The sequence below is a fragment of the Gordonia soli NBRC 108243 genome (assembly GCF_000334455.1).
GTDB classification, from domain to species: Bacteria; Actinomycetota; Actinomycetes; order Mycobacteriales; family Mycobacteriaceae; genus Gordonia; species Gordonia soli.
In genome coordinates this window covers 45,188-68,674 of record NZ_BANX01000030.1, presented here as the reverse complement: position 1 = coordinate 68,674, position 23,487 = coordinate 45,188, and the positions used below count along the sequence as shown (strand labels likewise).

At 69.4% G+C, this 23,487-nt stretch carries 25 protein-coding genes; 24 read left to right on the top strand and 1 reads right to left on the bottom strand.

Annotated elements, in window-relative coordinates; all coding sequences use genetic code 11:
• The first annotated feature begins 90 nt into the window (after positions 1 to 90).
• From GS4_RS19060 to GS4_RS19035, 6 genes are read left to right on the top strand one after another with little or no spacing between them, the layout of a single operon-like run.
• Positions 91 to 1,440 carry an adenosylmethionine--8-amino-7-oxononanoate transaminase gene (locus GS4_RS19060; RefSeq protein ID WP_007623589.1) on the top strand — a complete coding sequence of 450 codons (1,350 nt, stop codon included), beginning with the start codon at positions 91 to 93 and terminating at the stop codon, positions 1,438 to 1,440.
• A 14-nt stretch (positions 1,441 to 1,454) separates the two neighbouring features.
• A complete protein-coding gene (locus GS4_RS19055) occupies positions 1,455 to 2,642 on the top strand; it encodes an 8-amino-7-oxononanoate synthase (RefSeq protein WP_040511100.1) in 1,188 nt (395 codons plus the stop codon).
• Complete coding sequence (gene bioD / locus GS4_RS19050) at positions 2,639 to 3,364, top strand: dethiobiotin synthase (protein WP_007623585.1); 726 nt, start codon at positions 2,639 to 2,641, stop codon at positions 3,362 to 3,364. The genes GS4_RS19055 and bioD overlap by 4 nt, the downstream gene beginning before the upstream one ends.
• Complete coding sequence (bioB, locus tag GS4_RS19045; RefSeq protein WP_007623583.1) at positions 3,361 to 4,413, top strand: biotin synthase BioB; 1,053 nt, start codon at positions 3,361 to 3,363, stop codon at positions 4,411 to 4,413. Before bioD ends, bioB begins: the two co-directional genes overlap by 4 nt.
• Positions 4,414 to 4,444: 31 nt before the next feature.
• Positions 4,445 to 4,696 (top strand): biotin synthase auxiliary protein BsaP, encoded by a 252-nt coding sequence (gene bsaP, locus GS4_RS19040; protein WP_040511098.1) that lies wholly within the window; start codon positions 4,445 to 4,447, stop codon positions 4,694 to 4,696.
• Complete coding sequence (locus GS4_RS19035; RefSeq protein ID WP_007623579.1) at positions 4,693 to 5,403, top strand: DUF2567 domain-containing protein; 711 nt, start codon at positions 4,693 to 4,695, stop codon at positions 5,401 to 5,403. Before bsaP ends, GS4_RS19035 begins: the two co-directional genes overlap by 4 nt.
• Before the next feature lie 119 nt (positions 5,404 to 5,522).
• Here GS4_RS19035 and GS4_RS19030 read toward each other — a convergent pair whose 3' ends face one another.
• Complete coding sequence (locus GS4_RS19030; protein ID WP_040511080.1) at positions 5,523 to 6,257, bottom strand: NUDIX hydrolase; 735 nt, start codon at positions 6,255 to 6,257, stop codon at positions 5,523 to 5,525.
• Positions 6,258 to 6,425: 168 nt separating this feature from the next.
• Between GS4_RS19030 and nadA the strand changes: the two genes are divergently transcribed.
• The 18 genes from nadA (at position 6,426) to lgt (ending at position 23,382) form a co-directional block, all read left to right on the top strand.
• On the top strand, positions 6,426 to 7,475 hold the full coding sequence (gene nadA, locus GS4_RS19025; protein WP_007623575.1) for a quinolinate synthase NadA: 1,050 nt from the start codon (positions 6,426 to 6,428) through the stop codon (positions 7,473 to 7,475).
• A complete protein-coding gene (gene nadC / locus GS4_RS19020) occupies positions 7,468 to 8,379 on the top strand; it encodes a carboxylating nicotinate-nucleotide diphosphorylase (protein WP_007623573.1) in 912 nt (303 codons plus the stop codon). The genes nadA and nadC overlap by 8 nt, the downstream gene beginning before the upstream one ends.
• Before the next feature lie 283 nt (positions 8,380 to 8,662).
• A complete protein-coding gene (gene hisD / locus GS4_RS19015; protein WP_007623571.1) occupies positions 8,663 to 9,997 on the top strand; it encodes a histidinol dehydrogenase in 1,335 nt (444 codons plus the stop codon).
• Positions 9,994 to 11,133, top strand: a complete 1,140-nt coding sequence (locus tag GS4_RS19010) for a histidinol-phosphate transaminase (protein ID WP_007623569.1) — start codon at positions 9,994 to 9,996, stop codon at positions 11,131 to 11,133. The genes hisD and GS4_RS19010 overlap by 4 nt, the downstream gene beginning before the upstream one ends.
• Before the next feature lies 1 nt (position 11,134).
• Positions 11,135 to 11,776 carry an imidazoleglycerol-phosphate dehydratase HisB gene (gene hisB / locus GS4_RS19005; RefSeq protein WP_007623567.1) on the top strand — a complete coding sequence of 214 codons (642 nt, stop codon included), beginning with the start codon at positions 11,135 to 11,137 and terminating at the stop codon, positions 11,774 to 11,776.
• Between the two features lie 31 nt (positions 11,777 to 11,807).
• The gene (hisH, locus tag GS4_RS19000) at positions 11,808 to 12,449 is read left to right on the top strand and encodes an imidazole glycerol phosphate synthase subunit HisH (RefSeq protein WP_007623565.1); all 642 of its coding nucleotides are present in this window, start codon (positions 11,808 to 11,810) and stop codon (positions 12,447 to 12,449) included.
• Entirely contained in the window at positions 12,446 to 12,808 is a 363-nt protein-coding gene (locus GS4_RS26260) for a hypothetical protein (RefSeq protein WP_007623564.1), read from the top strand. The genes hisH and GS4_RS26260 overlap by 4 nt, the downstream gene beginning before the upstream one ends.
• 91 nt (positions 12,809 to 12,899) lie before the next feature.
• Complete coding sequence (priA, locus tag GS4_RS18990) at positions 12,900 to 13,643, top strand: bifunctional 1-(5-phosphoribosyl)-5-((5-phosphoribosylamino)methylideneamino)imidazole-4-carboxamide isomerase/phosphoribosylanthranilate isomerase PriA (RefSeq protein WP_007623563.1); 744 nt, start codon at positions 12,900 to 12,902, stop codon at positions 13,641 to 13,643.
• An 8-nt stretch (positions 13,644 to 13,651) separates the two neighbouring features.
• Positions 13,652 to 14,503: an inositol monophosphatase family protein gene (locus GS4_RS18985; RefSeq protein WP_007623562.1), complete on the top strand. Its 852-nt coding sequence runs from the start codon at positions 13,652 to 13,654 to the stop codon at positions 14,501 to 14,503.
• A 144-nt stretch (positions 14,504 to 14,647) separates the two neighbouring features.
• Entirely contained in the window at positions 14,648 to 15,421 is a 774-nt protein-coding gene (gene hisF, locus GS4_RS18980; protein ID WP_007623561.1) for an imidazole glycerol phosphate synthase subunit HisF, read from the top strand.
• Between the two features lie 85 nt (positions 15,422 to 15,506).
• Positions 15,507 to 15,857, top strand: coding sequence for a phosphoribosyl-AMP cyclohydrolase (gene hisI, locus GS4_RS18975; RefSeq protein ID WP_007623560.1), 351 nt, complete (start codon positions 15,507 to 15,509; stop codon positions 15,855 to 15,857).
• A 55-nt stretch (positions 15,858 to 15,912) separates the two neighbouring features.
• Positions 15,913 to 16,092 carry a tautomerase family protein gene (locus GS4_RS18970; RefSeq protein ID WP_007623559.1) on the top strand — a complete coding sequence of 60 codons (180 nt, stop codon included), beginning with the start codon at positions 15,913 to 15,915 and terminating at the stop codon, positions 16,090 to 16,092.
• Entirely contained in the window at positions 16,089 to 17,657 is a 1,569-nt protein-coding gene (locus tag GS4_RS18965) for an anthranilate synthase component I (protein WP_007623558.1), read from the top strand. The genes GS4_RS18970 and GS4_RS18965 overlap by 4 nt, the downstream gene beginning before the upstream one ends.
• Positions 17,654 to 18,556: a TIGR02234 family membrane protein gene (locus tag GS4_RS18960; protein WP_007623557.1), complete on the top strand. Its 903-nt coding sequence runs from the start codon at positions 17,654 to 17,656 to the stop codon at positions 18,554 to 18,556. Before GS4_RS18965 ends, GS4_RS18960 begins: the two co-directional genes overlap by 4 nt.
• Positions 18,557 to 18,684: 128 nt before the next feature.
• Complete coding sequence (gene trpC, locus GS4_RS18955; protein WP_007623556.1) at positions 18,685 to 19,503, top strand: indole-3-glycerol phosphate synthase TrpC; 819 nt, start codon at positions 18,685 to 18,687, stop codon at positions 19,501 to 19,503.
• Between the two features lie 70 nt (positions 19,504 to 19,573).
• Positions 19,574 to 20,884, top strand: coding sequence for a tryptophan synthase subunit beta (gene trpB, locus GS4_RS18950; protein ID WP_007623555.1), 1,311 nt, complete (start codon positions 19,574 to 19,576; stop codon positions 20,882 to 20,884).
• Positions 20,881 to 21,693, top strand: a complete 813-nt coding sequence (gene trpA, locus GS4_RS18945; protein WP_007623554.1) for a tryptophan synthase subunit alpha — start codon at positions 20,881 to 20,883, stop codon at positions 21,691 to 21,693. The genes trpB and trpA overlap by 4 nt, the downstream gene beginning before the upstream one ends.
• 54 nt (positions 21,694 to 21,747) lie before the next feature.
• A complete protein-coding gene (gene lgt / locus GS4_RS18940) occupies positions 21,748 to 23,382 on the top strand; it encodes a prolipoprotein diacylglyceryl transferase (protein WP_007623552.1) in 1,635 nt (544 codons plus the stop codon).
• Positions 23,383 to 23,487: the final 105 nt, after the last annotated feature.

Genomic DNA, 23,487 nt, shown 5'->3' with positions numbered 1-23,487 from the left:
GGGGCGGGCCGTGGTCGGCCGGCCCATAGCCGACACCAGGAGATCTCGACCGGATCGAGATCTCGGACCATCGCCGGAAGGACCCGATCCGTGCATCACTCCGAGGTCAGTCGCCTCGATGCCGAGCACATCTGGCATCCCTACGGCGCCATGCCGCCGACCACTGCGCCGCTGGTCGTCGAGGGGGCCTCGGGCGTGCGACTCCGACTCGCCGACGGGCGGTCGCTGATCGACGGGATGAGCTCCTGGTGGGCAGCCATCCACGGTTACCGCCATCCGGTACTCGACGATGCGGCCACGGCCCAACTCGGCCGGATGTCGCACGTCATGTTCGGCGGGCTCACGCACGAGCCGGCCGCGCACCTCGCCCGACTGCTCGTCGACCTGACGCCGGGCCCGCTGCAGAAGGTCTTCTTCGCCGACTCCGGTTCGGTGTCGGTGGAGGTCGCGGTCAAGATGGCGTTGCAGTACCACCGCAGTCGGGGCGCGCTCGGCCGTACGAAGCTGCTGACCTGGCGAGGCGGGTACCACGGCGACACCTTCACCCCGATGAGCGTGTGCGATCCAGACGGCGGGATGCACACCATGTGGCGCGGCGTGCTCGCCGAGCAGGTCTTCGTCCCGGCGCCACCGGCGACCTGGTCCGCCGATTACGTCGCCGAACTCGAGCGTGTCGTCAGTGATGAGGCCGACCAACTTGCCGCGGTGATAGTCGAGCCGCTCGTGCAAGGGGCCGGCGGGATGCGATTCCACGACCCGAGGCTGCTCGTGGACCTGCGGCGCATCTGTGACGCCGCGGGCGTCCTCCTGATCTTCGACGAGATCGCCACCGGCTTCGGGCGCACCGGCGAGATGTTCGCCGCCGACCACGCCGGGGTGGCGCCGGACATCATGTGCGTCGGCAAGGCTCTGACCGGTGGGTACCTCACCCTGGCGGCCACATTGTGCACCACCGACATCGCCGAGGTCATCAGCCGCGGCGAAGCAGGTGGGTTGGCACACGGGCCGACGTTCATGGCCAACCCGCTCGCCTGTGCGGTGGCCGTCGCCTCCACCGAACTCCTGCTGGACACGCCGTGGCGGTCGCGGGTCGCTGCCATCGAGTCGGGACTCCGCTCCGGACTGGCCGCGCTGCGGGATCTGTCGGGCGTGTCCGACGTCCGGGTGCTGGGTGCCATCGGGGTGGTGCAACTCGATCGCCCCGTCGACATGGTCGCGGCCACGGATGCCGCTGTTGCGGCAGGTGTCTGGATTCGCCCCTTCCGTGACCTCGTGTACGTGATGCCGCCGTTCGTCTGTACCGACGCCGAGATCGCGCAGCTGTGCGCAGGTGTCGCGGCTGCGGTCATCGCGGGCGGAGTGCACGAGAACGCTGCGGTCACACGGCTGCCCATGGACGACGCGCGACTGCCCGTCGACGTCGCGGGAGGTGCACGGTGAGCGTCGACGAGGTGATCGTGTCGGCCGAGGCGCCCCGGCACTCGAACACGGGGGAGGATCGGGCCCTCGCATGGCTCACCGCCGACGCCGCGATCCGCGAAGAGCGTGGTGTCCACCGCGATCCGCTGATTCGTCGCACCACCGGATCGGTCGGCGCCGCGGGGATCAACCTGGCCTCCAACGACTATCTGGGTCTCTCGACCGATGCGCGAGTGGTCGCCGGGGCCCGCGACGCCCTGGAGCGCTGGGGCGCCGGGGCGACGGCGTCACGGCTGGTGGTCGGAACCACGGAGCTGCACATCGACTTCGAGCAGCAGCTCGCCGACTTCATGGGTTTCCCGGCGGCACTGCTCTTCTCGTCGGGCTACCTGGCCAACGTCGGCGCCATCACAGCGCTGGTCGGACGCGGCGACCTGATCGTCAGCGACTCCGGCGCGCACGCCTCACTCATCGACGGCTGCCGACTCTCACGGGCTCGCGTGGTCGTCGTTGACCGCGGCGACCACGAAGCGATCCGCACGATCCTGCGCGATCGAACCGAGGAGCGGGCGCTGGTGGTCACCGACGCCGTCTACAGCATCGACGGACGGCTTGCTCCGATCGCCGAGTTCTATGCCGCGACCCGAGATCACGGCGCCGCACTGATCGTCGACGAGGCCCACGGGCTCGGCGTCCGCGGACCCGGTGGTCGGGGACTGGTGGCCGAGGCAGGTCTGGCGGGTGCACCCGATCTGATCGTGACCACGGTGTGCTCCAAGTCGCTCGGTTCTCAGGGAGGCGTGGTCCTCGGCAGTCACGTCGTGCGATCGCACCTCATCGATCGCGCGCGGTCGTTCATCTTCGACACGGGGTTGGCGCCCGCGGCCGTCGGCGGCGCACGAGCGGCCCTCGCCGTCCTGCAGGGCGATCCGACGCTGCCTCGACGACTCCACGCCAACGCCGCCCGGCTCGCCGACCGTTGCGGTGCACCCGAGCCGGAGTCGGCGGTCATCTCCCTCGTCGTCGGGGACCCGCACGCCGCGGTGGCGGCCGCCGCCCGGTGCCGACAGCAGGGCGTGCTGGTCGGATGTTTTCGCCCACCGTCGGTACCGATCGGGACCTCTCGCCTGCGCTTGACGGTGCGTGCCGACCTCGACCCGGCGACCCTCGACCACGTGGCCGAGATCGTCTGTGCGGCACTGGAAAGTCAAGGCGTCCGATGACGCGCGGCATCGTACACGCGGTGACGGGCACCTCCACGGACGTGGGGAAGACCGTGGTGACCGCCGCCATCACCGCAGCCGTCGGCACGATCGGTGCGAGCGTCGCGGTCTGCAAACCGGTGCAGACAGGTGTGTCGGAAGACCAACCCGGCGACCTCGCCGACATCCGACGTCTCGTCGGTCCGGTGGTCGGTGCCGAATGCGCGCGCTACCCCGACCCGCTGGCACCCGAGACGGCCGCACGTCGGTCCGGCATGCCACCGGTGCTCCTCTCCGACATCATCGACGCGGTCGGCGAACTCGCGGCCCGTCACGACGTGACGCTGGTCGAAGGGGCGGGTGGCGTGCTCGTCCGACTCGCCCCCGACCTGACGCTGCTGGACGTCTCCTCGGCGGTCGCCGCCGACGGCATCGTGGTGGTCGTACCGGCCGGCCTCGGGACCCTCAACCACGCCGAGCTGACCGTCGGCGCACTCCGTGCTCACGGTCTCCGACCGTCCGGACTCGTCATCGGATCGTGGCCGCAGGAGCCCGATCTCGCGATGACGTGCAATCGCACCGATCTCTCACGATTGACCGGGGTACCGGTCGTCGGGGTGATCCCGACCGGGGCCGGGTCGCTGGCCCCAGACGATTTCCGACGCCGTGCGGGGTCATGGTTCGACCCGCACTGGCTCACCACCGAGTTCGCAGTCCACCGTCGAGAAGGAGTACCCCAGTGACCCAGGCACCCGTCGATCCCCGCACCAGCGGTGCGGACCCCGACGCACACGACCCGCGCGACATCCTCGCGATCGCCCGCGAGCAGGTACTCGAGCGCGGCGAGCCACTCGGTCGCGATCAGGTGCTCGAGGTCCTGCACCTCGCCGACGATCGTCTCCCGGAGTTGCTGGAACTCGCCCACGACGTGCGGATGCGGTGGTGCGGACCCGAGGTCGAGGTCGAGGGCATCATCTCGCTGAAGACCGGCGGCTGCCCGGAGGACTGCCACTTCTGTTCGCAGTCGGGACTGTTCGCCTCGCCGGTGCGCAGTGCGTGGATCGACATCCCGTCGCTGGTCGAGGCCGCCAAGCAGACCGCCAAGACCGGCGCGACCGAATTCTGCATCGTCGCCGCCGTCCGCGGACCCGACAAGCGTCTGCTCAGTCAGGTCGCCGCGGGCATCGAGGCGATCCGCAACGAGGTCGACATCCAGATCGCCTGCAGCCTCGGCATGCTCACCCAGGAGCAGGTCGATCAGCTCAAGGACATGGGGGTGCACCGCTACAACCACAACCTCGAGACCGCGCGGAGTCACTTCCCGAATGTCGTCACGACGCACACCTGGGAGGAGCGCTGGGACACCCTGCGGATGGTCCGCGACGCCGGCATGGAGGTCTGCTGCGGCGGCATCCTCGGCATGGGGGAGTCGCTCGAACAGCGTGCCGAGTTCGCCGCCGACCTCGCGTCGCTGGAACCCGACGAGGTGCCATTGAACTTCTTGAACCCGCGCCCGGGCACACCGTTCGGCGACCTGGACGTGTTGCCCGCCTCAGAGGCGCTCAAGTCGGTGGCTGCCTTCCGGCTCGCGTTGCCGCGCACCATCCTCCGGTTCGCCGGCGGCCGTGAGATCACCCTCGGCGACCTCGGTGCCAAGCAGGGCATCCTGGGCGGTATCAATGCGGTGATCGTCGGCAACTACCTGACCACCCTGGGCCGCCCGGCCGAGGACGACCTCGATCTGCTGACCGACCTGTCGATGCCGATCAAGGCACTCAACGACAGCATCTGAGGTCGCGGAGAGCTGGGGTAGGGTGCCCGACATGACCGCTCCGACCGGCGTCGAGATCCCCGGACCGCTCGCCGAACCGTGCCGATTCGGTGTGTTCACCGGCATCGAACTCGAACTCGAATCCACCGAGGCGATCCCGCCTTCGGCGCGCCTCGGCCTCGAGCCGCCGCGGTTCTGCGGACAGTGCGGCCGTCGGATGGTCGTGCAGGTGGTGCCGGACGGATGGTCGGCGCGTTGCTCTCGCCACGGCACGGTGGATTCGACCGAGCTGGGTCGTCGGTGAGCTCGGGCGGAGACGAACAGCGCGACCCGACCACGACGGGCCCGTCGGCCGAACCGCATCCCGGTTTCGCCGACGCCGGGTTCGCGGGTGCCGGGACCCCGGCGGGTCCGTCGATTGCGACGGACACACATCGGGGTCGGTCGCTCGCCGCGATCGTCGGCGTCACACTCCTGGCATCCGTGGTGCTCGGACTCGTGTGGGCCTGGGTCACCCCGACGATGTCGGGACGCGTCGTCTCGGCGGACGCGGCCATCATCCCCGGTGACCAGGCGGGTGAGGAGTTCGGCGGCGTCGCGGTCTTCCTCATCCTGCAGTTCGCCTTCGGCGTCCTCGTGACATTGCTCGCCTGGTTCGTCGCCCGGAACCGGCGTGGACCGCTCGGATTCGGCGTCCTCGCGGTGGCCTCGATCCTCGGGTCCGGTCTCGCCGCGTGGATCGGGACACTGGTCGCCGACTGGCGCTTCGACGACCCGCGGACCCTGCCGGTCGGTGCCCGGTTCTCGGTGACGCCGGACCTTTGGCTCGAGGGCGCCATCCGCGACGGTGCCGCCCAGCCGTGGGTGATCCTCGTCGGAGCGCCGATCGCGGTGGCCTTGACCTATCTGCTGCTGGCCCTGCTGTCCCGTGATGCCGACCTCGGTGTCGGCGATCTCCGGCGGACACCGCCACCATCGCCGCCCGGCGCACCCGTGGTCGCGACGGGCTGAGCCTGCCGGTTGCCATCGTCGTAGGTGACCTGACATCCGCTGCGGAGTGGGCGGGGGAGCACGGCTCGCCGTGCCTTTGCGGCCCGGCGCTGGATCGGCGATTGCTGCCGCGGTCCGACTCAGAGCGGTGGGCGCAACGTGGCGAACTCGTCGGTGACGCGCAACTCGGTGTCGGCGAAGCGGTAGAGGGCCGGTGGTCGCCCTCCTGTCCGCCCGGTCTTGCCCACGGTCCCGGTCGACACGATGACCGCTCGCCGACTCAGGATGCGCAACAGATTGGTGGTGTCCACCGGATAACCCAGTGCGGCGCAGTAGATCTCGGAAAGCTCCGACATCGGGAAGCGTGCCGGCGCCAGGGCGAACGCGATGTTGGTGTACGAGAGTTTCGCGGCCAGCCGATGCCGCGCCGCCTCGACGATGGTGTGGTGGTCGAAAGCCAGTTCGGGTAGATCGTCCACCGGATGCCACCGTGCCGTATCCGGGAGGTGGGGCGACGCCTCGGTCGGGATGAGCGCCAGATAGGTCGAGGCGATGGTCCGTGCGCCCGGCACGCGTGTGGGGTCGGAGAACACCGAGAGTTGCTCGATGTGGGTCACCGACCGGACGTCCAGTTGTTCGTCGAGTAGGCGTCGGGCGCTCGCCGAGAGCGTCTCCGTTGCGCCGACGTCGCCACCGGGAAGTGTCCAGGGGGCCCGGTCGCCCGGACCCCGCAGCAATACGCAGAGCACCGGATCGTCGTGGTCGGCGACGGCGCGTACCTGGAAGACCGCGGTCAGGACCTCGACGCGGAGGTCGGACGGATCGTCGGGGGCCGGGCGGACCGAGGGGGCGGAATCGGGCCGCGGCACGGACATGGCGTCGATTGTATGGCGCTCACCCTGCGCGGCCGTCCGGCGCGCGGCGTGTCCCGGCGGGAATGGGCAGAACGTGACCGGTGTTACGATGACAGTGTTTTCGATCATCAGTCGAAAACCTGCCGTGCGGCCCAGCCCTGTCGCACGTCACGACTGGAGGAGTGGCAGATGAGCATCACCAGCGACCGGCCCGTGGGCCTCGGACAGGTGGATGTCGAGTGGTACGACGCACCTGGTGGATACACCGGCGTCGAACCGACCGAGGAGTGGGCCGCAGAGGTCCGCAGGCTCGCCCGAGCTCGCAACGCGACCCTGCTCGCGCACAACTACCAGCTCCCGGCCATCCAAGACGTCGCCGACCACGTCGGTGACTCGCTGGCGCTCTCGCGGATCGCCGCGGAGGCCGAGACCGACGAGATCATCTTCTGCGGCGTGCACTTCATGGCCGAGACCGCGAAGATCCTGAGTCCGGACAAGACCGTGCTCATCCCCGACGAGCGGGCCGGCTGCTCCCTCGCCGACTCCATCACCGCCGACGAGCTGCGGGCCTGGAAGGCCGAGTTCCCCGACGCCGTGGTGGTGTCCTATGTGAACACCACGGCCGAGGTGAAGGGCCTCACCGACATCTGCTGCACGTCGTCGAACGCGGTGGACGTGGTCGCGTCCATCGACCCCGACAAGGACGTCCTTTTCCTCCCGGACCAGTTCCTCGGCGCACACGTCAAGCGCGAGACCGGCCGGGACAACATCCACATCTGGGCGGGCGAGTGCCACGTGCACGCCGGGATCAACGGCGACGAGCTGACCGCCCAGGCGAACTCACACCCGGACGCCGATCTGTTCATCCACCCGGAATGCGGCTGCGCGACGTCGGCGCTGTACCTGGCCGGCGAGGGTTTCGTGCCCGAGGAGAAGGTCAAGATCCTCTCCACCGGCGGGATGCTGGACGCCGCCCGTGAGACCGGCGCCAAGCAGGTCCTGGTGGCCACCGAGGTGGGGATGTTGCACCAGTTGCGCAAAGCCGCGCCGGGTGTCGACTTCCAGGCCGTCAACGACCGCGCATCGTGCCCGTACATGAAGATGATCACCCCGGCCGCGTTGCTGCGCTGCCTCCGCGAAGGACGGGACGAGGTACACGTCGCCCCCGATGTCGCCGAGCGTGCGCGACTGTCGGTGCAGCGCATGATCGCGATCGGAAACCCCGGCTCCGGTGAATGACACCACGACCCGCGACTACTCGGCGTCTCTCGGCTCGGTGACCGAACAGACGCTGGTCGACGACGAGGTCCGCACGCTGATCCGCACCGCGCTGGAGGAGGACCTGCGCTACGGGCCCGACGTGACCAGTGCGGCGACGGTGCCGCCCGAAGCGACCACCGAGGCGGCCATCGTGAGTCGCGCCCACGGTGTGCTCGCCGGCCTGCCGGTTGCACGTGCGGTGTTCGACGAGGTGATCGGCGCGGATTCCTACGAGGTCGTCGCGGCACTGTCGGACGGTGACCGGCTCGAGCCGGGCTCGGTGGTGCTGCGCGTCGTTGCGCCGACCGCCCGACTGCTCACCGCCGAACGGACCGCCCTGAACCTGCTGTGCCATCTGTCGGGGATCGCGACCACCACCGCGGAGTGGGTGGCCGAGGTGCAGGGCACGTCGACGGCCATCCGCGATTCACGCAAGACCCTGCCGGGTCTCCGACGTCTGCAGAAGTACGCGGTCCGTGCGGGCGGCGGAGTCAACCATCGGATGGGTCTCGGCGACGCCGCGCTGATCAAGGACAACCACGTCGCGGCGGCCGGCTCGGTGACGGCCGCCCTCGGAGCGGTGCGGGCGGCCGCTCCCGACCTCCCGGTCGAGGTCGAGGTGGACTCACTGGCGCAGCTCGACGAGGTGCTGGCGCTGTCGCCGGAGTTGGTCCTGCTGGACAATTTCGCGCTCTGGGAGACCCAGATGGCCGTCCAACGACGCGACGCACACTCGCCGACCACCCGTCTGGAGAGCTCGGGCGGCCTCACGATCGACGTCGCCGGCGACTACGCGCGCACCGGTGTGGACTACCTGGCGGTCGGCGCCCTCACCCATTCGGTCACCGTCCTCGACCTCGGGTTGGACATCCCGGCGCCCTGAGTGCTTGTCGCGCCGAGGTCGGCAGGATCAGACCGGGCTCAGCCGTCTGGCCGGTCACAATCTGCCACTCAGCCGTCCGCCGCGAGCAATATCCACGCGGTGACCCGCTGGACGGCAGATTGTGGTCGCGTGCACGGTGGCCGCACCGTACGCGCGTGGGCTGATCACCGGCCGGACAGCACCCCACAAACGCGCCGGAAAGCGGGGGCGCAGTGGCGGATGTGAAACCCGATGGCGTCACCACATATCCTGGACGGGTCCCATGATCCGACCAGGAGAACCCATGCTGGCCCGAACCGATCTGCGCGGTAGCACCCCGACGCTCGCCGAACTGCGTCGCGCGCTGCCCCGCGGGGGCACCGACGTCAACGCAGTCCTCGACACGGTGGCGCCGGTCGTCCATGCGGTCGCCGATCGCGGCGCCGACGCCGCCCTCGAGTACGGCGAGCGGTTCGACGGTGTCCGGCCCGACTCGGTCCGGGTGCCGACCGATGCCATCGCAGCGGCACTCGACTCGCTGGATCCGGCGATCGCCGACGCCCTACGGGAGTCGATCACCCGTGCCCGCACGGTCCACGCCGACCAGCGGCGCGAGACCAGCCGGACCCAGGTGGTCGACGGCGGTGTGGTCAGCGAGAAGTGGATCCCGGTCCGGCGGGTCGGCCTGTACGTTCCCGGCGGCAATGCGGTCTACCCCTCGTCGGTGATCATGAACGTCGTACCCGCGCAGGAGGCAGGTGTCGGATCGCTGGTGGTGGTGTCGCCGCCGCAGAAGGAGTTCGGCGGACGGCCGCACCCGACGATCCTCGCCGCGTGCGCTCTACTCGGTGTCGACGAGGTCTGGGCGGTCGGCGGCGCTCAGGCCGTCGCGTTGCTCACCTACGGAGGCACCGACACCGACAGCGACGGCACGGTGCTCGACCCCGTCGACCTGATCACCGGCCCCGGCAACATCTACGTGACCGCGGCCAAGCGGCTCTGTCGCGGTGTCGTGGGAATCGACTCCGAGGCCGGCCCCACCGAGATCGCCATCCTGGCCGACGAGACCGCCACGCCGGATCTCGTGGCCGCCGACCTCATCAGCCAGGCCGAGCACGACGTCCTCGCGGCGTCGGTCCTGGTCACCGACAGCGTCGCACTCGCAGATGCGGTCGACGAGGCACTCGCGGTCCAGGTCGCCCAGACCAAGCACCGCGAACGCGTCGAGACCGCACTGGGCGGCAAGCAGTCCGGCATCGTCCTGGTCGACGATCTCGACGCCGGCCTGGCAGTCGTCGACGCTTACGCGGCAGAGCACCTGGAGATCCAGACCCGCGACGCCGCGGCGGTCGCCGAGCGGGTACACAACGCCGGTGCGATCTTCGTCGGCGACTACGCGCCGGTCAGTCTCGGCGACTACTGCGCCGGCTCCAATCACGTTCTGCCGACCTCGGGCTCGGCCCGCTTCGCATCCGGCCTGTCGGTGCAGACGTTCCTCAAGGGCGTCCACGTCATCGACTACGACGAGGCCGCACTCCGCGACGTCGCCGACACCGTGGTCACCCTCGCCCAGGCTGAGGATCTGCCCGCGCACGGTGATGCCGTCGCCCGCCGGTTCGCCGCAGGAGCGACGTCGTGAGCACCTCGCCGACCACCTCGCGTACGCCGGGGGCGCGGATCGGGGTCGACGACCTGCCGATCCGCAGCGGTCTGCGCGGCAAGAGTGCCTACGGCGCACCGCAGTTGACGGTGCCGGTCACCTTGAACACCAACGAGAACCCTCACGAGCCGAGTGCCGCCCTCGTCGACGACGTCGCCGAATCGGTCCGAGCGGCAGCCACCGCGTTGCACCGGTACCCCGACCGCGACGCCGTCGCGCTGCGGACCGAACTCGCGGAGTACCTGACGAGGGCGACGGGAGTGCAGCTGTCGGTCGAGAACCTCTGGGCCGCAAACGGATCGAACGAGATCCTGCAGCAGCTGCTGCAGGCGTTCGGCGGTCCCGGGCGGAGCGCGCTCGGATTCGTGCCGTCGTACTCGATGCACCCGATCATCTCCGACGGTACCGACACCACATGGCTCGAGGCATATCGGACAACGGATTTCGGACTCGACATCGACGCAGCGGTCAACGAGATCGCCGGCCGTGCACCCGACGTCGTCTTCGTGACGTCGCCGAACAATCCGACCGGGGCGTCGATCTCCAACGAGGGCCTGCGCGCGATCGTCGCGGCCGCACCGGGAATCGTCATCGTGGACGAGGCGTACGGCGAGTTCTCCGAACGTCCCAGCGCCGTGGAACTGATCGACGAGTTCCCGACCAAGGTGGTCGTGAGTCGCACGATGAGCAAGGCCTTCGCGTTCGCGGGCGGCCGACTCGGCTACCTCGCGGCGGCCCCGGCCGTGATCGAGGCCCTGCTGTTGGTCCGGCTGCCCTATCACCTCTCGGTGATCACGCAGGCGGCTGCGCGTGCCGCACTACGACACGGAGACGAGACGCTGGCGGGGGTCGCGACGATCATCGCCGAGCGGCGGCGGGTCGTCGGCGAACTCGCCGCGGCGGGCTATCGAGTGGCCGAGTCCGACGCCAACTTCGTGCTGTTCGGACCCTTCCGGGATGCGGCGGCCAGTTGGCAGCGCTACCTCGACGACGGAGTGTTGATCCGTGACGTGGGAATTCCCGGCCACCTGCGTGTCACCATCGGACTGGCCGCCGAGAACGATGCGTTCCTGGCCGTGAGCCGCAGGCTCGCCGACACAGACTTGGAGAACTGACGTGAGCACCGAGCAGCAGGCCGGTACCGCCGCACCACGCGCCGCCCGCGTGGAACGCACCACCCGCGAATCGTCGGTCACGGTCGAACTGAACCTGGACGGCACCGGCGTCACCGACATCGACACCGGCATCCCGTTCTTCGATCACATGCTCACGGCCTTCGGGGCGCACGGCAGCTTCGACCTGACCGTGCACGCCAAGGGCGACATCGAGATCGAGGCCCACCACACCGTCGAGGACACCTCGATCGTGCTCGGCCAGGCGATCGGCCAGGCGCTGGGCGACAAGAAGGGCATCCGCCGGTTCGGTGACGCATGGATCCCGATGGACGAGACGCTCGCTCACGCGGTCGTCGACGTCTCCGGGCGCCCATATTTCGTGCACACCGGCGAGCCCGACCACCTCCTCACCGCGGTGATCGGCGGGTATCCGGGGGTGCCGTACTCGACCGTCATCAACAAGCACGTCTTCGAGTCGGTCGCCCTCAACGCGCGGATCGCGCTGCACGTCCGGGTGCTCTACGGCCGCGACCAGCACCACATCACCGAAGCCGAGTTCAAGGCGGTGGCCCGCGCCCTGCGCGCCGCCACCGAATCGGACCCGCGGGTGAGCGGCGTGCCGTCGACCAAGGGCGCGCTGTGAGGGCGTACCGCGACGTCCGTGGCGGTCGCCGATGAGTGCGACCTCGGTGGCGATCCTCGACTACGGATCCGGCAACCTGCGATCGGCCCAGCGTGCCCTCGAGCGCACCGGCGCCGACGTCGTCGTCACCTCCGACCGCGACGAGGCACTGGCCGCGGACGGACTCGTGGTACCCGGCGTCGGCGCGTTCGCCGCGTGCGCCGAGGGCCTGCGTGCCGTGCACGGTGATTGGATCATCGACCGCCGGCTCGCCGGGGGGCGGCCGGTCCTCGGTATCTGCGTCGGCATGCAGATCCTGTTCGAGCGCGGTGTCGAATTCGGCGTCGAGGCGCAAGGTTGTGGCGAATGGCCGGGCACGGTCACCGCGCTGCCGGCTCCGGTCCTGCCGCACATGGGATGGAACACCGTGGAGGCACCGGGCGACTCGGTCCTGTTCGACGGATTGGACGCCGACACCCGGTTCTACTTCGTCCACTCGTACGCGGCCCAGGCCTGGCAGCTGGACACCGACGGATCCCCCTTCGCCGCACCGAAGCTGACGTGGGCGCAACATGGCGGCCGATTCCTGGCCGCTGTCGAGAACGGCGTACTCGCGGCGACCCAGTTCCATCCGGAGAAGTCTGGCGACGCTGGGGCGCACCTCCTGCGGAACTGGGTTCGGAGCCTCACATGACCGGCCCGAAGGACGACGGCACGTCGTTCTCCTTCCTGCGACTGGTGTTCTTCTCACTCGGCGCCGGGGTGCTGGTGCTGATCATCTCGATCCCGATCATCGTCGGGATCGCCCAGTGGTCGGCGACCGCGGGACTGGTGGCCGCCCTCCTCGCGGTGGTGGCGATCATCGCCGCTATCGGTACCGTGTCCCGACGGATGGTCGGTGCCGCTGAGCGGGAGATCCGGGCCCGCCAGGCGGCGCTCGACAGCCAGGCAGGGCCCGACAGCCAGGCAGGGCCCGACAGCCAGACAGGGATCGAGAACCGAGCAGGGCGGGACAGCGCCGGTGACGGCACACCGCCACCCGCCGAGCACTGATCCTCGGCAACCGACGATCACAGGCCGACAACAGCAGACCGACAGCGACCGCATCGATGCGGTCGAACCGACACGAAGGAACACTCGATCGATGGGTACGACGCTGGAACTCCTCCCGGCCGTCGACGTCGCGGACGGCCAGGCAGTACGCCTGGTGCAGGGCGCGGCCGGCACCGAGACGTCCTACGGCTCGCCGCGGGACGCCGCGCTCGCCTGGCAGACCGACGGAGCGGAGTGGATTCATCTCGTCGATCTCGACGCCGCCTTCGGACGAGGTGACAACCGAGAACTGCTCGCGGGCGTCGTCGGTGAGCTCGACGTGAAGGTCGAACTCTCCGGCGGTATCCGCGACGACGACTCGTTGGCTGCTGCGCTGGCCACCGGATGCACCCGCGTCAACCTGGGGACCGCAGCACTCGAGAACCCCGAGTGGTGTGCCCGCGCGATCGGCGAGCACGGCGATCGGATCGCCGTCGGTCTCGACGTGATCGGAGAGGGCGAGTCGTACCGGCTGCGCGGACGCGGCTGGGTCACCGACGGTGGCGACCTCTGGGAGGTCCTGACCCGGTTGGATCGTGACGGCTGTGCCCGCTACGTCGTCACCGACGTCTCCAAGGACGGCACGCTGGGCGGCCCGAACCTCGATCTGCTCGCCGAGGTCGCCGCTGCCACCTCGGCGCCGATCGTCGCGTCCGGCGGTGTGTCCGCCATCGACGACCTGGTCGCCATCTCCGGGCTCACAGATCGTGGCGTCGAGGGAGCCATCGTCGGAAAGGCCCTGTACGCCGGGCGGTTCACCTTGCCCGAGGCGCTCGCCGCCGTCGCCGGGAGGTGACCGGACCCGTGACTGCGCCCCCCGGTTCGCCGAGCACCTCGGCGCTGGACCCGCCGCGACTGCTCGACATCGCCGGTCGGGTCCTCGACGACGCGGCCGAGGCATTCGTCGCCGGGGTCGGGGCACCGAGTGCGGTCGCCAAGGGCGGCAACGACTTCGCCACCCAGGTCGACCTCGATCTCGAGCGTCGGATCGCCGCCGAGCTCACCCAGACCACCCAGATCCCGGTACACGGTGAGGAATTCGGCGGCGCCGACCTCACCGACGGGCCGGTGTGGGTGGTCGACCCGGTCGACGGCACCTTCAACTACTCGAGCGGCATGCCGCTCAGCGCGATCCTCCTCGGCCTGCTCGTCGACGGTGAGCCCGTCCTCGGGCTGACCTGGGTGCCGTTGGTCGGACAGCGGTTCGCCGGGCACGTCGAGGGTCCGCTGCGCACCGACGGGGTGGTGGCCGCACCGTTGCAGGACACCGCCCTCGACCGCGCGGTCGTCGCCTACGGACCCTTCGACGTGGCCGGTGGCGGACGCTACCCGGGAGCTCAACGGGCCGAGTTGTTGTCGGCGCTCAGCACCCGGGTCGCCCGCATCCGGATGACCGGCAGCACCGGCGTCGACATGGCGTACACCGCCGCCGGGATCTTCGGCGGAGCAATCGCCTTCGGTCGGCACGCGTGGGACAACGCCGCGGGCGCGGCACTCGTCCGTGCTGCCGGCGGCGTGGCAACCGATCTCGCCGGCCGACCGTGGACCGTGGAGTCGCCCTCGCTGCTCGCCGCGGCACCAGGACTGCACGACGAACTGCTCGAGGTGATCGGGCAGGTCGTCGGCACCGATTGGTCGACGGAGGCACCGCGATGACTGTTGCGGTACGAGTCATCCCTTGCCTCGACTGTGTTGATGTGGACGTCTCGGCTGGGAGGACTTCTCGATGACTGTTGCGGTACGAGTCATCCCTTGCCTCGACTGTGTTGATGTGGACGTCTCGGCCGGGAGGACTTCTCGATGACTGTTGCAGTACGAGTCATCCCTTGCCTCGACGTGGACGACGGGCGCGTGGTCAAGGGCGTGAACTTCCAGAACCTGCGCGACGCGGGTGATCCCGTCGAGCTGGCCGAGCGCTACGACCGCGAGGGCGCCGACGAACTGACCTTCCTCGACGTCACGGCGTCGAGTTCGGGCCGCGCGACGATGATCGACGTGGTCCGGCGCACGGCCGATCAGATCTTCATCCCGCTCACCGTGGGCGGTGGCATCCGCACCGTGGAGGACGTCGACACGATGCTGCGTGCCGGGGCCGACAAGGTCAGCGTCAACACCGCCGCGATCGCCCGGCCGGAGGTGCTCGGCGAGATGAGCCGACGATTCGGATCACAGTGCATCGTGCTGTCGGTCGACGCCCGCACCGTGCCGGACGATTCCGAACCCACCGCGACGGGGTGGGAGGTCACCACGCACGGAGGTCGGCGGGGCACCGGGATCGACGCCGTCGAGTGGGCGCGCCGAGGCCAGGAATTGGGTGTGGGCGAGATCTTGTTGAACTCGATGGATGCCGACGGGACGAAGCAGGGTTTCGATCTGCGCATGCTGGCCGCGGTCCGCGCCGCGGTCGGGGTGCCGGTGATCGCCAGTGGTGGCGCAGGCCGATCGGCCGACTTCGCTCCCGCCGTCGATGCCGGTGCGGACGCCGTCCTCGCCGCATCGGTCTTCCACTTCGGCGAACTGACCATCGCCGAGGTGAAGTCCGCCATGCGCGACGCCGGGGTGACGGTCCGATGAGCCGGGCCACGGCGCACAGCGGCCGGGATCACCCGAGGCGCATCGACTCCGGCCACGCGAGCAGGACCGAGCAGGGGAGCAAGACATGGCACTCGATGCCGACATCGCCGCGCAACTGACCCACAACGCCGACGGACTGTTCGCCGCGATCGCCCAGGAGCGCGACACCGGCACGGTCCTGATGATGGCGTGGATGGACGACGAAGCGCTCGATCGCACCCTCACCACCCGCCGGGCGACGTACTGGTCGCGGTCGCGGCAGGAATACTGGATGAAGGGTGACACCAGCGGACACACCCAGTACGTGCACGATGTGCGTATCGACTGCGACGGTGACACCGTGTTGCTGGTCGTCGACCAGGTCGGCGCGGCGTGCCACACCGGAAAACACAGTTGTTTCGACACACCGTCGCTGGTCCCCGGAGACGGCAACTGACCAGCCCCCAGTCGGGGTGCCGGCACGATCGAGAAGCGGAAGGACGGCGAGTGAGATGCCCCTGATCCAGATCTCCCAGACCCCTGGCCTCAGCGACCGGGTCAAGCGCGAGACCATCGCCGCGGTGACCGAGGCGTACGCGAAGGCGACCGGCAAGAATCCGGACGCCGTCTGGGTCACCATCACGGAGATCCCGCGGCAGCAGTGGGGCGTCGGCGGCGAGCCGCTCGGATGAGCGAGCGCACCACCACCCTCGCGGAGTTCCTCGACCTCGCCCGTGACCATCGCGTGGTGCCGGTCAGCCGCAAGGTGCTCGCCGACTCGGAGACCCCGTTGTCGGCGTATCGCAAACTCGCCGGCGATCGTCCAGGCACGTTTCTCCTCGAATCGGCCGAGAACGGTCGGTCCTGGTCACGATGGTCGTTCATCGGTGCCGGGTCGCCGTCGGCGCTGACCGTCGTCGACGGCGAGGCCAGCTGGTGGGGCGCGGTTCCCGAGGGGGCGCCGACCGGCGGTGATCCGCTGACGGTGCTCGCCGAGTCGCTGCGCCTGCTTGCGACGGACCCCCTGCCCGGGTTGCCGCCGCTGACCGGAGGCTTCGTGGGGTTCTGGGCCTACGACATCGTGCGTCGTCTGGAGCGGCTGCCCGAGACCACCGTCGACGACCTGCACCTGCCCGACATGACCATGCTGCTGGTGACCGATCTGGCCGCGGTGGACCATCACGAGGGCACGATCACGTTGATCGCCAATGCGATCAACTGGGACGGCACCGACGAGCGAGCCGAGGAGGCGTACGCCGACGCCGTTGCACGGCTGGATCGGATGACGGAGGGACTCGCGGCACCGGCCAGGTCGACCGTGTCGGTCTTCGACCGACCGACTCCCGAACACCACGCGCAGCGCACCCTCGCCGAGTACGGCGAGATCGTGCAGAGTCTGGTCGGGGAGATCGAGGCGGGGGAGGCCTTCCAGGTCGTTCCGTCGATGCGTTTCGAGATCGACACCGAGGCCGATCCCGTCGACGTCTACCGCGTGCTGCGGGCGTCCAACCCGAGTCCGTACATGTACCTGCTGCGTATGCCGGGCATCGGCCGTGAACCCTTCAGCATCGTCGGCAGCAGCCCCGAGGCGCTGGTCACGGTCAACGACCGCATCGCGACCACACACCCGATCGCGGGTACCCGGTGGCGTGGTGCCACCGAGGAGGAGGACCTGCTCCTGGGCAAGGACCTCATCGAGGACGAGAAGGAGAACGCCGAGCACCTGATGCTGGTGGACCTCGGCCGTAACGACCTGGGTCGGGTCTGCCGACCCGGCACGGTGTCGGTGAGCGACTACCGCCATGTCGAGCGGTACAGCCACGTCATGCACCTCGTCTCGACGGTGTCGGGCACATTGCGCGACGACAAGCAGGCGCTCGATGCGGTCACCGCCTGCTTCCCGGCCGGAACCCTGACCGGCGCACCCAAGGTCCGTGCCATGGAACTGATCGACGACCACGAGATCACCCGCCGCGGGTTGTACGGCGGCATCGTCGGATACCTCGACTTCGCGGGCAATGCCGACACCGCCATCGCCATCCGCACCGCGCTGATGGCCGGCAACAAGGCGTTCGTCCAGGCCGGTGGCGGCGTCGTCGCCGACAGCGAACCCGAGTACGAGTACAACGAGGCGCGGAACAAGGCGACCGCAGTGCTCAACGCCATCGCGGCGGCGGGCACGATGCAGCGTGTCGCCGACGACCCGACGGTCGGCAGCACCGCCGACACCGGCGCGGGCATCGGTGATGCCCGATGACCGGCGACCCGACACCGCGCGCACAGTCGCAGTCGGCGACCGCCGCGAAGCCTTCTCGGCGGCCACAAGCGGTCGCCGCCCTGCTTTTGGCCCTGGCCGCCCTGGCGTTGTGGTCGTCATCCCGGATGATCTGGGGCCGCGTGCTGGCGGCCGACGGACTGGCACCGCCGCGTGACTTCGACGTCCACGGTTCCGACTGGAGCCCCTGGCTGACACCGCTGGCTCTGGTCCTGTTGGCCGCAATCCTGGCCGCGCTGTCGGTCCGCGGCTGGGGACTGCGTCTGATCGCCGTGCTGGTCGCCCTCGGTGGCATCCTGGCGGCGATCCCGGCCATCTCGCTGATCAGCGACGGCACCGACTCCGGGTACGCGGCACGCGCTGCAGACATCCCCGATCGGTTCCAGGTCCTGCTGATCACCACCAACAGTTGGGCGGCAGTGGTCGTCCTGCTCGGCGCGGTCTGCGCGGTCGCGGCCGGCGTCGCCCTGCTGCGGGTGGCCCGCGGCGCAGGGATGTCGTCGAAGTACCGGACGCCGGGTGCACGGCGCGAAGAGCTCGAACGGCAGATGTTCGCCGATCACCGCGCCCGTGAGGCGGCGAAGGCCGCCGGAGCCGGAGCGGCGACCGACCCTGGTCCTGCTGGTCCGGGGTCCGGGCACGGCACCTCCGGGACCACCGATCCTGCGGCGTCGACCAGCGGTTCCGGGGCGGGGACGGCAACCGGCGAGACGCCGGATGTCTCCGCGGACACGGAACCCGCGGCCGGGCCCGACGCGTCGTCGGCGGCGGAGGCACCCGTCGGCAACGAACGGATGATGTGGGACGCGCTGGACACCGGCATCGATCCCACCGACCCCACGGATTCCTCCGATGAGTCGGGTCCCCCGTCAGCACGGTGACGGGCGGATCCGGGTCTCCGGCGCCGCGAGATCCACGACACACCTCAGCTAGTGGGTACCCGGAACAGGGTCTCCGACATCGCCGGTTTACCCTTGGTACACAGCACGCGGAAAGGGGCCCGACAGTCGTGAGCACGCCGACCGTCCTCGACTCGATCATCGAGGGAGTGAGAGCTGACGTCGCCGCGCGCGAAGCCGTGATCGACTACGCGGCGATCAAGGCGGCGTCCACCAAGGCGCCCGAGCCGAAGGACGCGATCGCTGCGTTCCATAAGCCCGGCATCGGTGTCATCGCCGAGGTGAAGCGCGCCAGTCCGTCCCGCGGCGACCTCGCGTCGATCGGTGATCCCGCCGAACTGGCCTCGGCCTACGAGGCCGGTGGCGCCCGCATCATCAGCGTGCTCACCGAGGAACGCCGCTTCCGTGGCTCGCTCGCCGATCTCGACGCGGTACGTGCCGCCGTCGACATCCCGGTGTTGCGCAAGGACTTCATCGTCGGTCCGTATCAGATCCACGAGGCCCGTGCCCACGGTGCAGACGTGATCCTGCTGATCGTGGCGGCACTCGAGCAGAACGTGCTCGCTGCACTCCTGGACCGCACCGAGAGCCTCGGCATGACGGCGCTGGTCGAGGTGCACACCGAGGAGGAAGCCGACCGTGCCCTCGAGGCCGGTGCCGGCGTGGTGGGTGTCAACGCCCGCAACCTCAAGACGCTCACGGTCGACCGTGACTGCTTCTCGCGCATCGCTCCGGGACTGCCGACCGAGGTCATCAGGGTGGCCGAGTCCGGTGTCCGCGGCACCGCCGACCTGCTGGCCTACGCCGGCGCCGGGGCAGACGCGGTACTGGTCGGCGAGGGACTGGTGACCAGTGGCGACCCGCGCGCAGCGGTGTCCGAGCTGGTCACTGCAGGGACGCATCCGTCCTGCCCCAAACCGGTTCGCTGACCGACATCCACATCCGAGCCCGCGGGGCTGACCACCACGGCATTCGCGCTCGCCGACAGTTCGAGAGACCGTGACACCCAGAGTTGAGCCCGAATCCGATCGTTCCGACGCACTCCCGGCGGCGAGCGCCGGACTGACCACCCGCACCGCGCACGAGCCCGACGAGACCGGCCATTTCGGTGTGTACGGCGGGCGACACGTTCCCGAGGCGTTGATGTCGGTGATCGACGAGGTCACCACGACCTACGAGAAGGTACGTGCCGACCCGGATTTCCTCGCCGAGCTCGACCGACTGCAGCGCGATTACACGGGCCGGCCATCGCCGCTCTACGAAGCCGCCCGACTGCGCGAGCACGCCGGCGGTGCCCGGATCTTCCTCAAGCGGGAAGACCTGAACCACACCGGATCCCACAAGATCAACAACGTTCTCGGCCAGGCGTTGTTGGCGCAGCGGATGGGCAAGACGCGCGTGATCGCGGAGACGGGCGCCGGTCAGCACGGCGTGGCGACGGCGACCGCGTGTGCACTGCTCGGTCTGGAGTGCGTCGTCTACATGGGTCGCGTCGACACCGACCGACAAGCCCTGAACGTCGCCCGGATGCGTCTGCTCGGGTCCGAGGTGATCGCTGTCGACAACGGCTCGGCGACGCTGAAGGACGCCATCAACGAGGCCATGCGCGACTGGGTCACCAACGCCCACAACACCTATTACTGCTTCGGCACCGCAGCCGGCCCGCACCCGTTCCCGGCGATGGTGCGCGACCTGCAGCGCGTCATCGGTCTGGAGGCGCGGGCGCAGATCCTCGATCACGCCGGTCGGCTGCCCGATGCCGTTGTCGCCTGTGTCGGTGGCGGTTCCAACGCCATCGGGATCTTCCATCCCTTCCTGGACGACGAGTCGGTCCGACTGGTCGGGTTCGAGGCCGCGGGCGACGGCGTCGAGACCGGCCGTCATGCGGCGACCTTCACCGGTGGCACCCCGGGCGCCTTCCAAGGCGCGTACTCCTACCTCCTGCAAGACGAGGACGGGCAGACCATCGAATCCCATTCCATCTCGGCGGGTCTCGACTATCCGGGAGTCGGACCGGAGCACGCCCTGCTCAAGGATCTCGGTCGTGCCGAATACCGTCCGGTCACCGACACCGAGGCAATGGACGCGCTGTCGCTGCTGAGCCGACGTGAGGGGATCATCCCGGCGATCGAGTCGGCGCATGCGGTCGCCGGTGCACTCGAGCTCGGGCGTGAGCTGGGCGAGGACGCGATCATCGTGGTCAACCTCTCCGGGCGCGGGGACAAGGATGTCGACACCGCGGCGCGCTGGTTCGGCCTCTTCGATCCACCGCCGTCGGAGACCGAGCAGACCCCGGGAGAACGCGCATGACCGCATCAGTCAACGACTCACGCCTCGGACCGGTGTTCGCGGCGGCTCGCGAGCAGCAGCGTGCCGCGTTGATCGGTTATCTGCCGGTCGGGTATCCGACGGTCGGCAAGTCGGTCGAGTTCTTCACCGCGATGGTCGAATCCGGTTGCGACATCATCGAGGTCGGCGTGCCCTACTCCGACCCGGTGATGGACGGCCCGACCATCCAGGACGCCGCCGATACCGCACTCGCCAACGGGGTGCGTGTGCGCGACGTGTTCACCGCGGTAGAGGCCATCTCGAAGGCGGGCGGCCACGCCGTCGTCATGAGCTACTGGAACCCGGTGTTGCAGTACGGCGTCGAGCGGTTTGCGCGCGATCTCGCCGGCGCAGGTGGCGCCGGACTCATCACGCCCAACCTCATCCCGGAGGAAGGCGCTGCATGGCATGCCGCCTCCGACGAGCACGGTCTCGACCGCATCTACCTGGTCGCACCCTCGTCGACAACCGAGCGGATCGCGCTGACCGCCGACGCGTCACGCGGGTTCGTCTACGCGGCCTCGACCATGGGTGTCACCGGTGCGCGTGACGCGGTGTCGGATGCGGCCCCCGAGTTGTGCGCACGGGTGCGTGAACACTCCGACATCCCGATCGGCGTCGGGCTGGGTGTCCGCAACCGTGGACAGGCCGCCGAGATCGCCTCGTATGCCGACGGCGTGATCGTCGGGTCGGCACTGGTCACCGCCGCGACCGCGGGCACCGATCGACTCCGCGAACTCGTCACCGAGTTGGCCGAGGGCGTCCGTTCGCCGATCCCGGCGGCCGGCTAGCCGGGCCGACGCGGGTGCCCGGTCGGCTGAGCCCCGTCGGCTAGGGTTGGCAGCGTGAGTGCCCCGACGACGTTGGCCTACATCCCGAGTCCGCCGCAGGGCGTCTGGGACATCGGACCGTTCCCGCTGCGCGCATACGCGCTGTGCATCATCGTCGGCATCGTCATCGCCGTCTTCTGGGGCAATCGGCGCTGGATCGCCCGCGGTGGTCAGGATGGCGAAGTCCTCGACATCGCCATCTGGGCGGTGCCGTTCGGCCTCGTCGGCGGTCGCATCTACCACCTGCTGACCGACTGGAACACCTACTTCGGCGACGGTCCGAAGACACCGATGGACGCGCTCCGGATCTGGGACGGCGGTCTCGGTATCTGGGGCGCGGTCGTGTTCGGTGGTGTCGGCGCATGGATCGGCGCACGCCGCCACGGCGTCCGCCTGCCGGCCTTCGGCGACGCCATCGCGCCCGCGATCCTGCTGGCCCAGGCGATCGGCCGACTCGGTAACTACTTCAACCAGGAGCTGTACGGCGAGCCGACCACCCTTCCGTGGGGGCTGGAGATCTTCGACCGCGAGAACGGTTCGGGCTATGCCGATCCCGCCGTGATCGACGGAGTCTCCAATGGGCACGTCGTCGCTGTCGTGCACCCGACCTTCCTGTACGAGCTGCTCTGGAACCTGTTGGTCGTCGTCATCCTGGTGACCCTCGACCGCCGGTTCCGCATCGGACACGGCCGACTCTTCGCGCTGTACGTCGCCGGGTACTGCATCGGCCGCTTCGGAATCGAACTGATGCGGACCGACCCGGCCACGATGGTCGCAGGCCTCCGCATCAACACGTTCACCGCTGCGATCGTGTTCGCCTGTGCCGCAGCGTACTTCGTCATCGCACCCAAGGGGCGCGAGGTGGGGCTGCAGATGTACCACCCGTGGCGTGCCGAGGAACTCGAACACCGGGGGATCGTCGGGTACGTCGACGATCGCGCCGGTGACCTCGACGACGACACAGACGATCTGGACGGCACAGGGGATCTGGACGACACCGATGACATCGGCGACGGCCCGGACGATCTCGAGGACGAGGCCGTCGATGACCCGGTCGATGCCGACCCACGCGGCCGCGGCGAGTCGGTCGGCGAGCCCGGTGCGGCGGTCGGTACGGCAGCAGCCGGCGTGGCTGCCGCGTCGGGTACGACGGCCACGTCCGACGGCGGGTCGGACGATCGTCCGACAAGCGATGAGTGGGTGCTGGAGTCCGAGGCCGCAGAGAGCGACGAGACCGCCGGCGGGTCTGCGGACGACGAGTCCGGCACAGACGAGGCCGAGAGCCCAGACGTCGAGAGCGCAGAAGCCGAGAGCGCAGAGGTCGAGGGTCCCGAAGCCGAGAGTCCCGAAGCCGAGCCGACCGGATCTGAGCCAGCCGCATCTGAGCCGACCGCATCCGAGCCCCGGGCCGAGGACGGGCCGGGTGCGATCGAGGAACCGGCCATCGACGAAGACCCCGTCGCCGAAGACTCCGTCGACCAAGATCCTGTCGACCACGATCCCGTCGACGACGATCCCGTCGACGACGACCCCGCCACATCCGACTCCGACAGCTCGAACGCCGCTTCCTCCGATGCCGCTTCGAGTGACAGCGGTTCCGGCGAGAGTTCGTCGGGCGGGGGAGACTCGGGGTCGTCCGGCGACTCCTGATCACCTGCGCCCTTCACCATCTGGCCGCGAGGTCACGCCACCGCAGCTGTCCTTGACCGTTGATCGTGCGCTCCGACTCGTCGATCGTGCGCATGGACTCCAGGA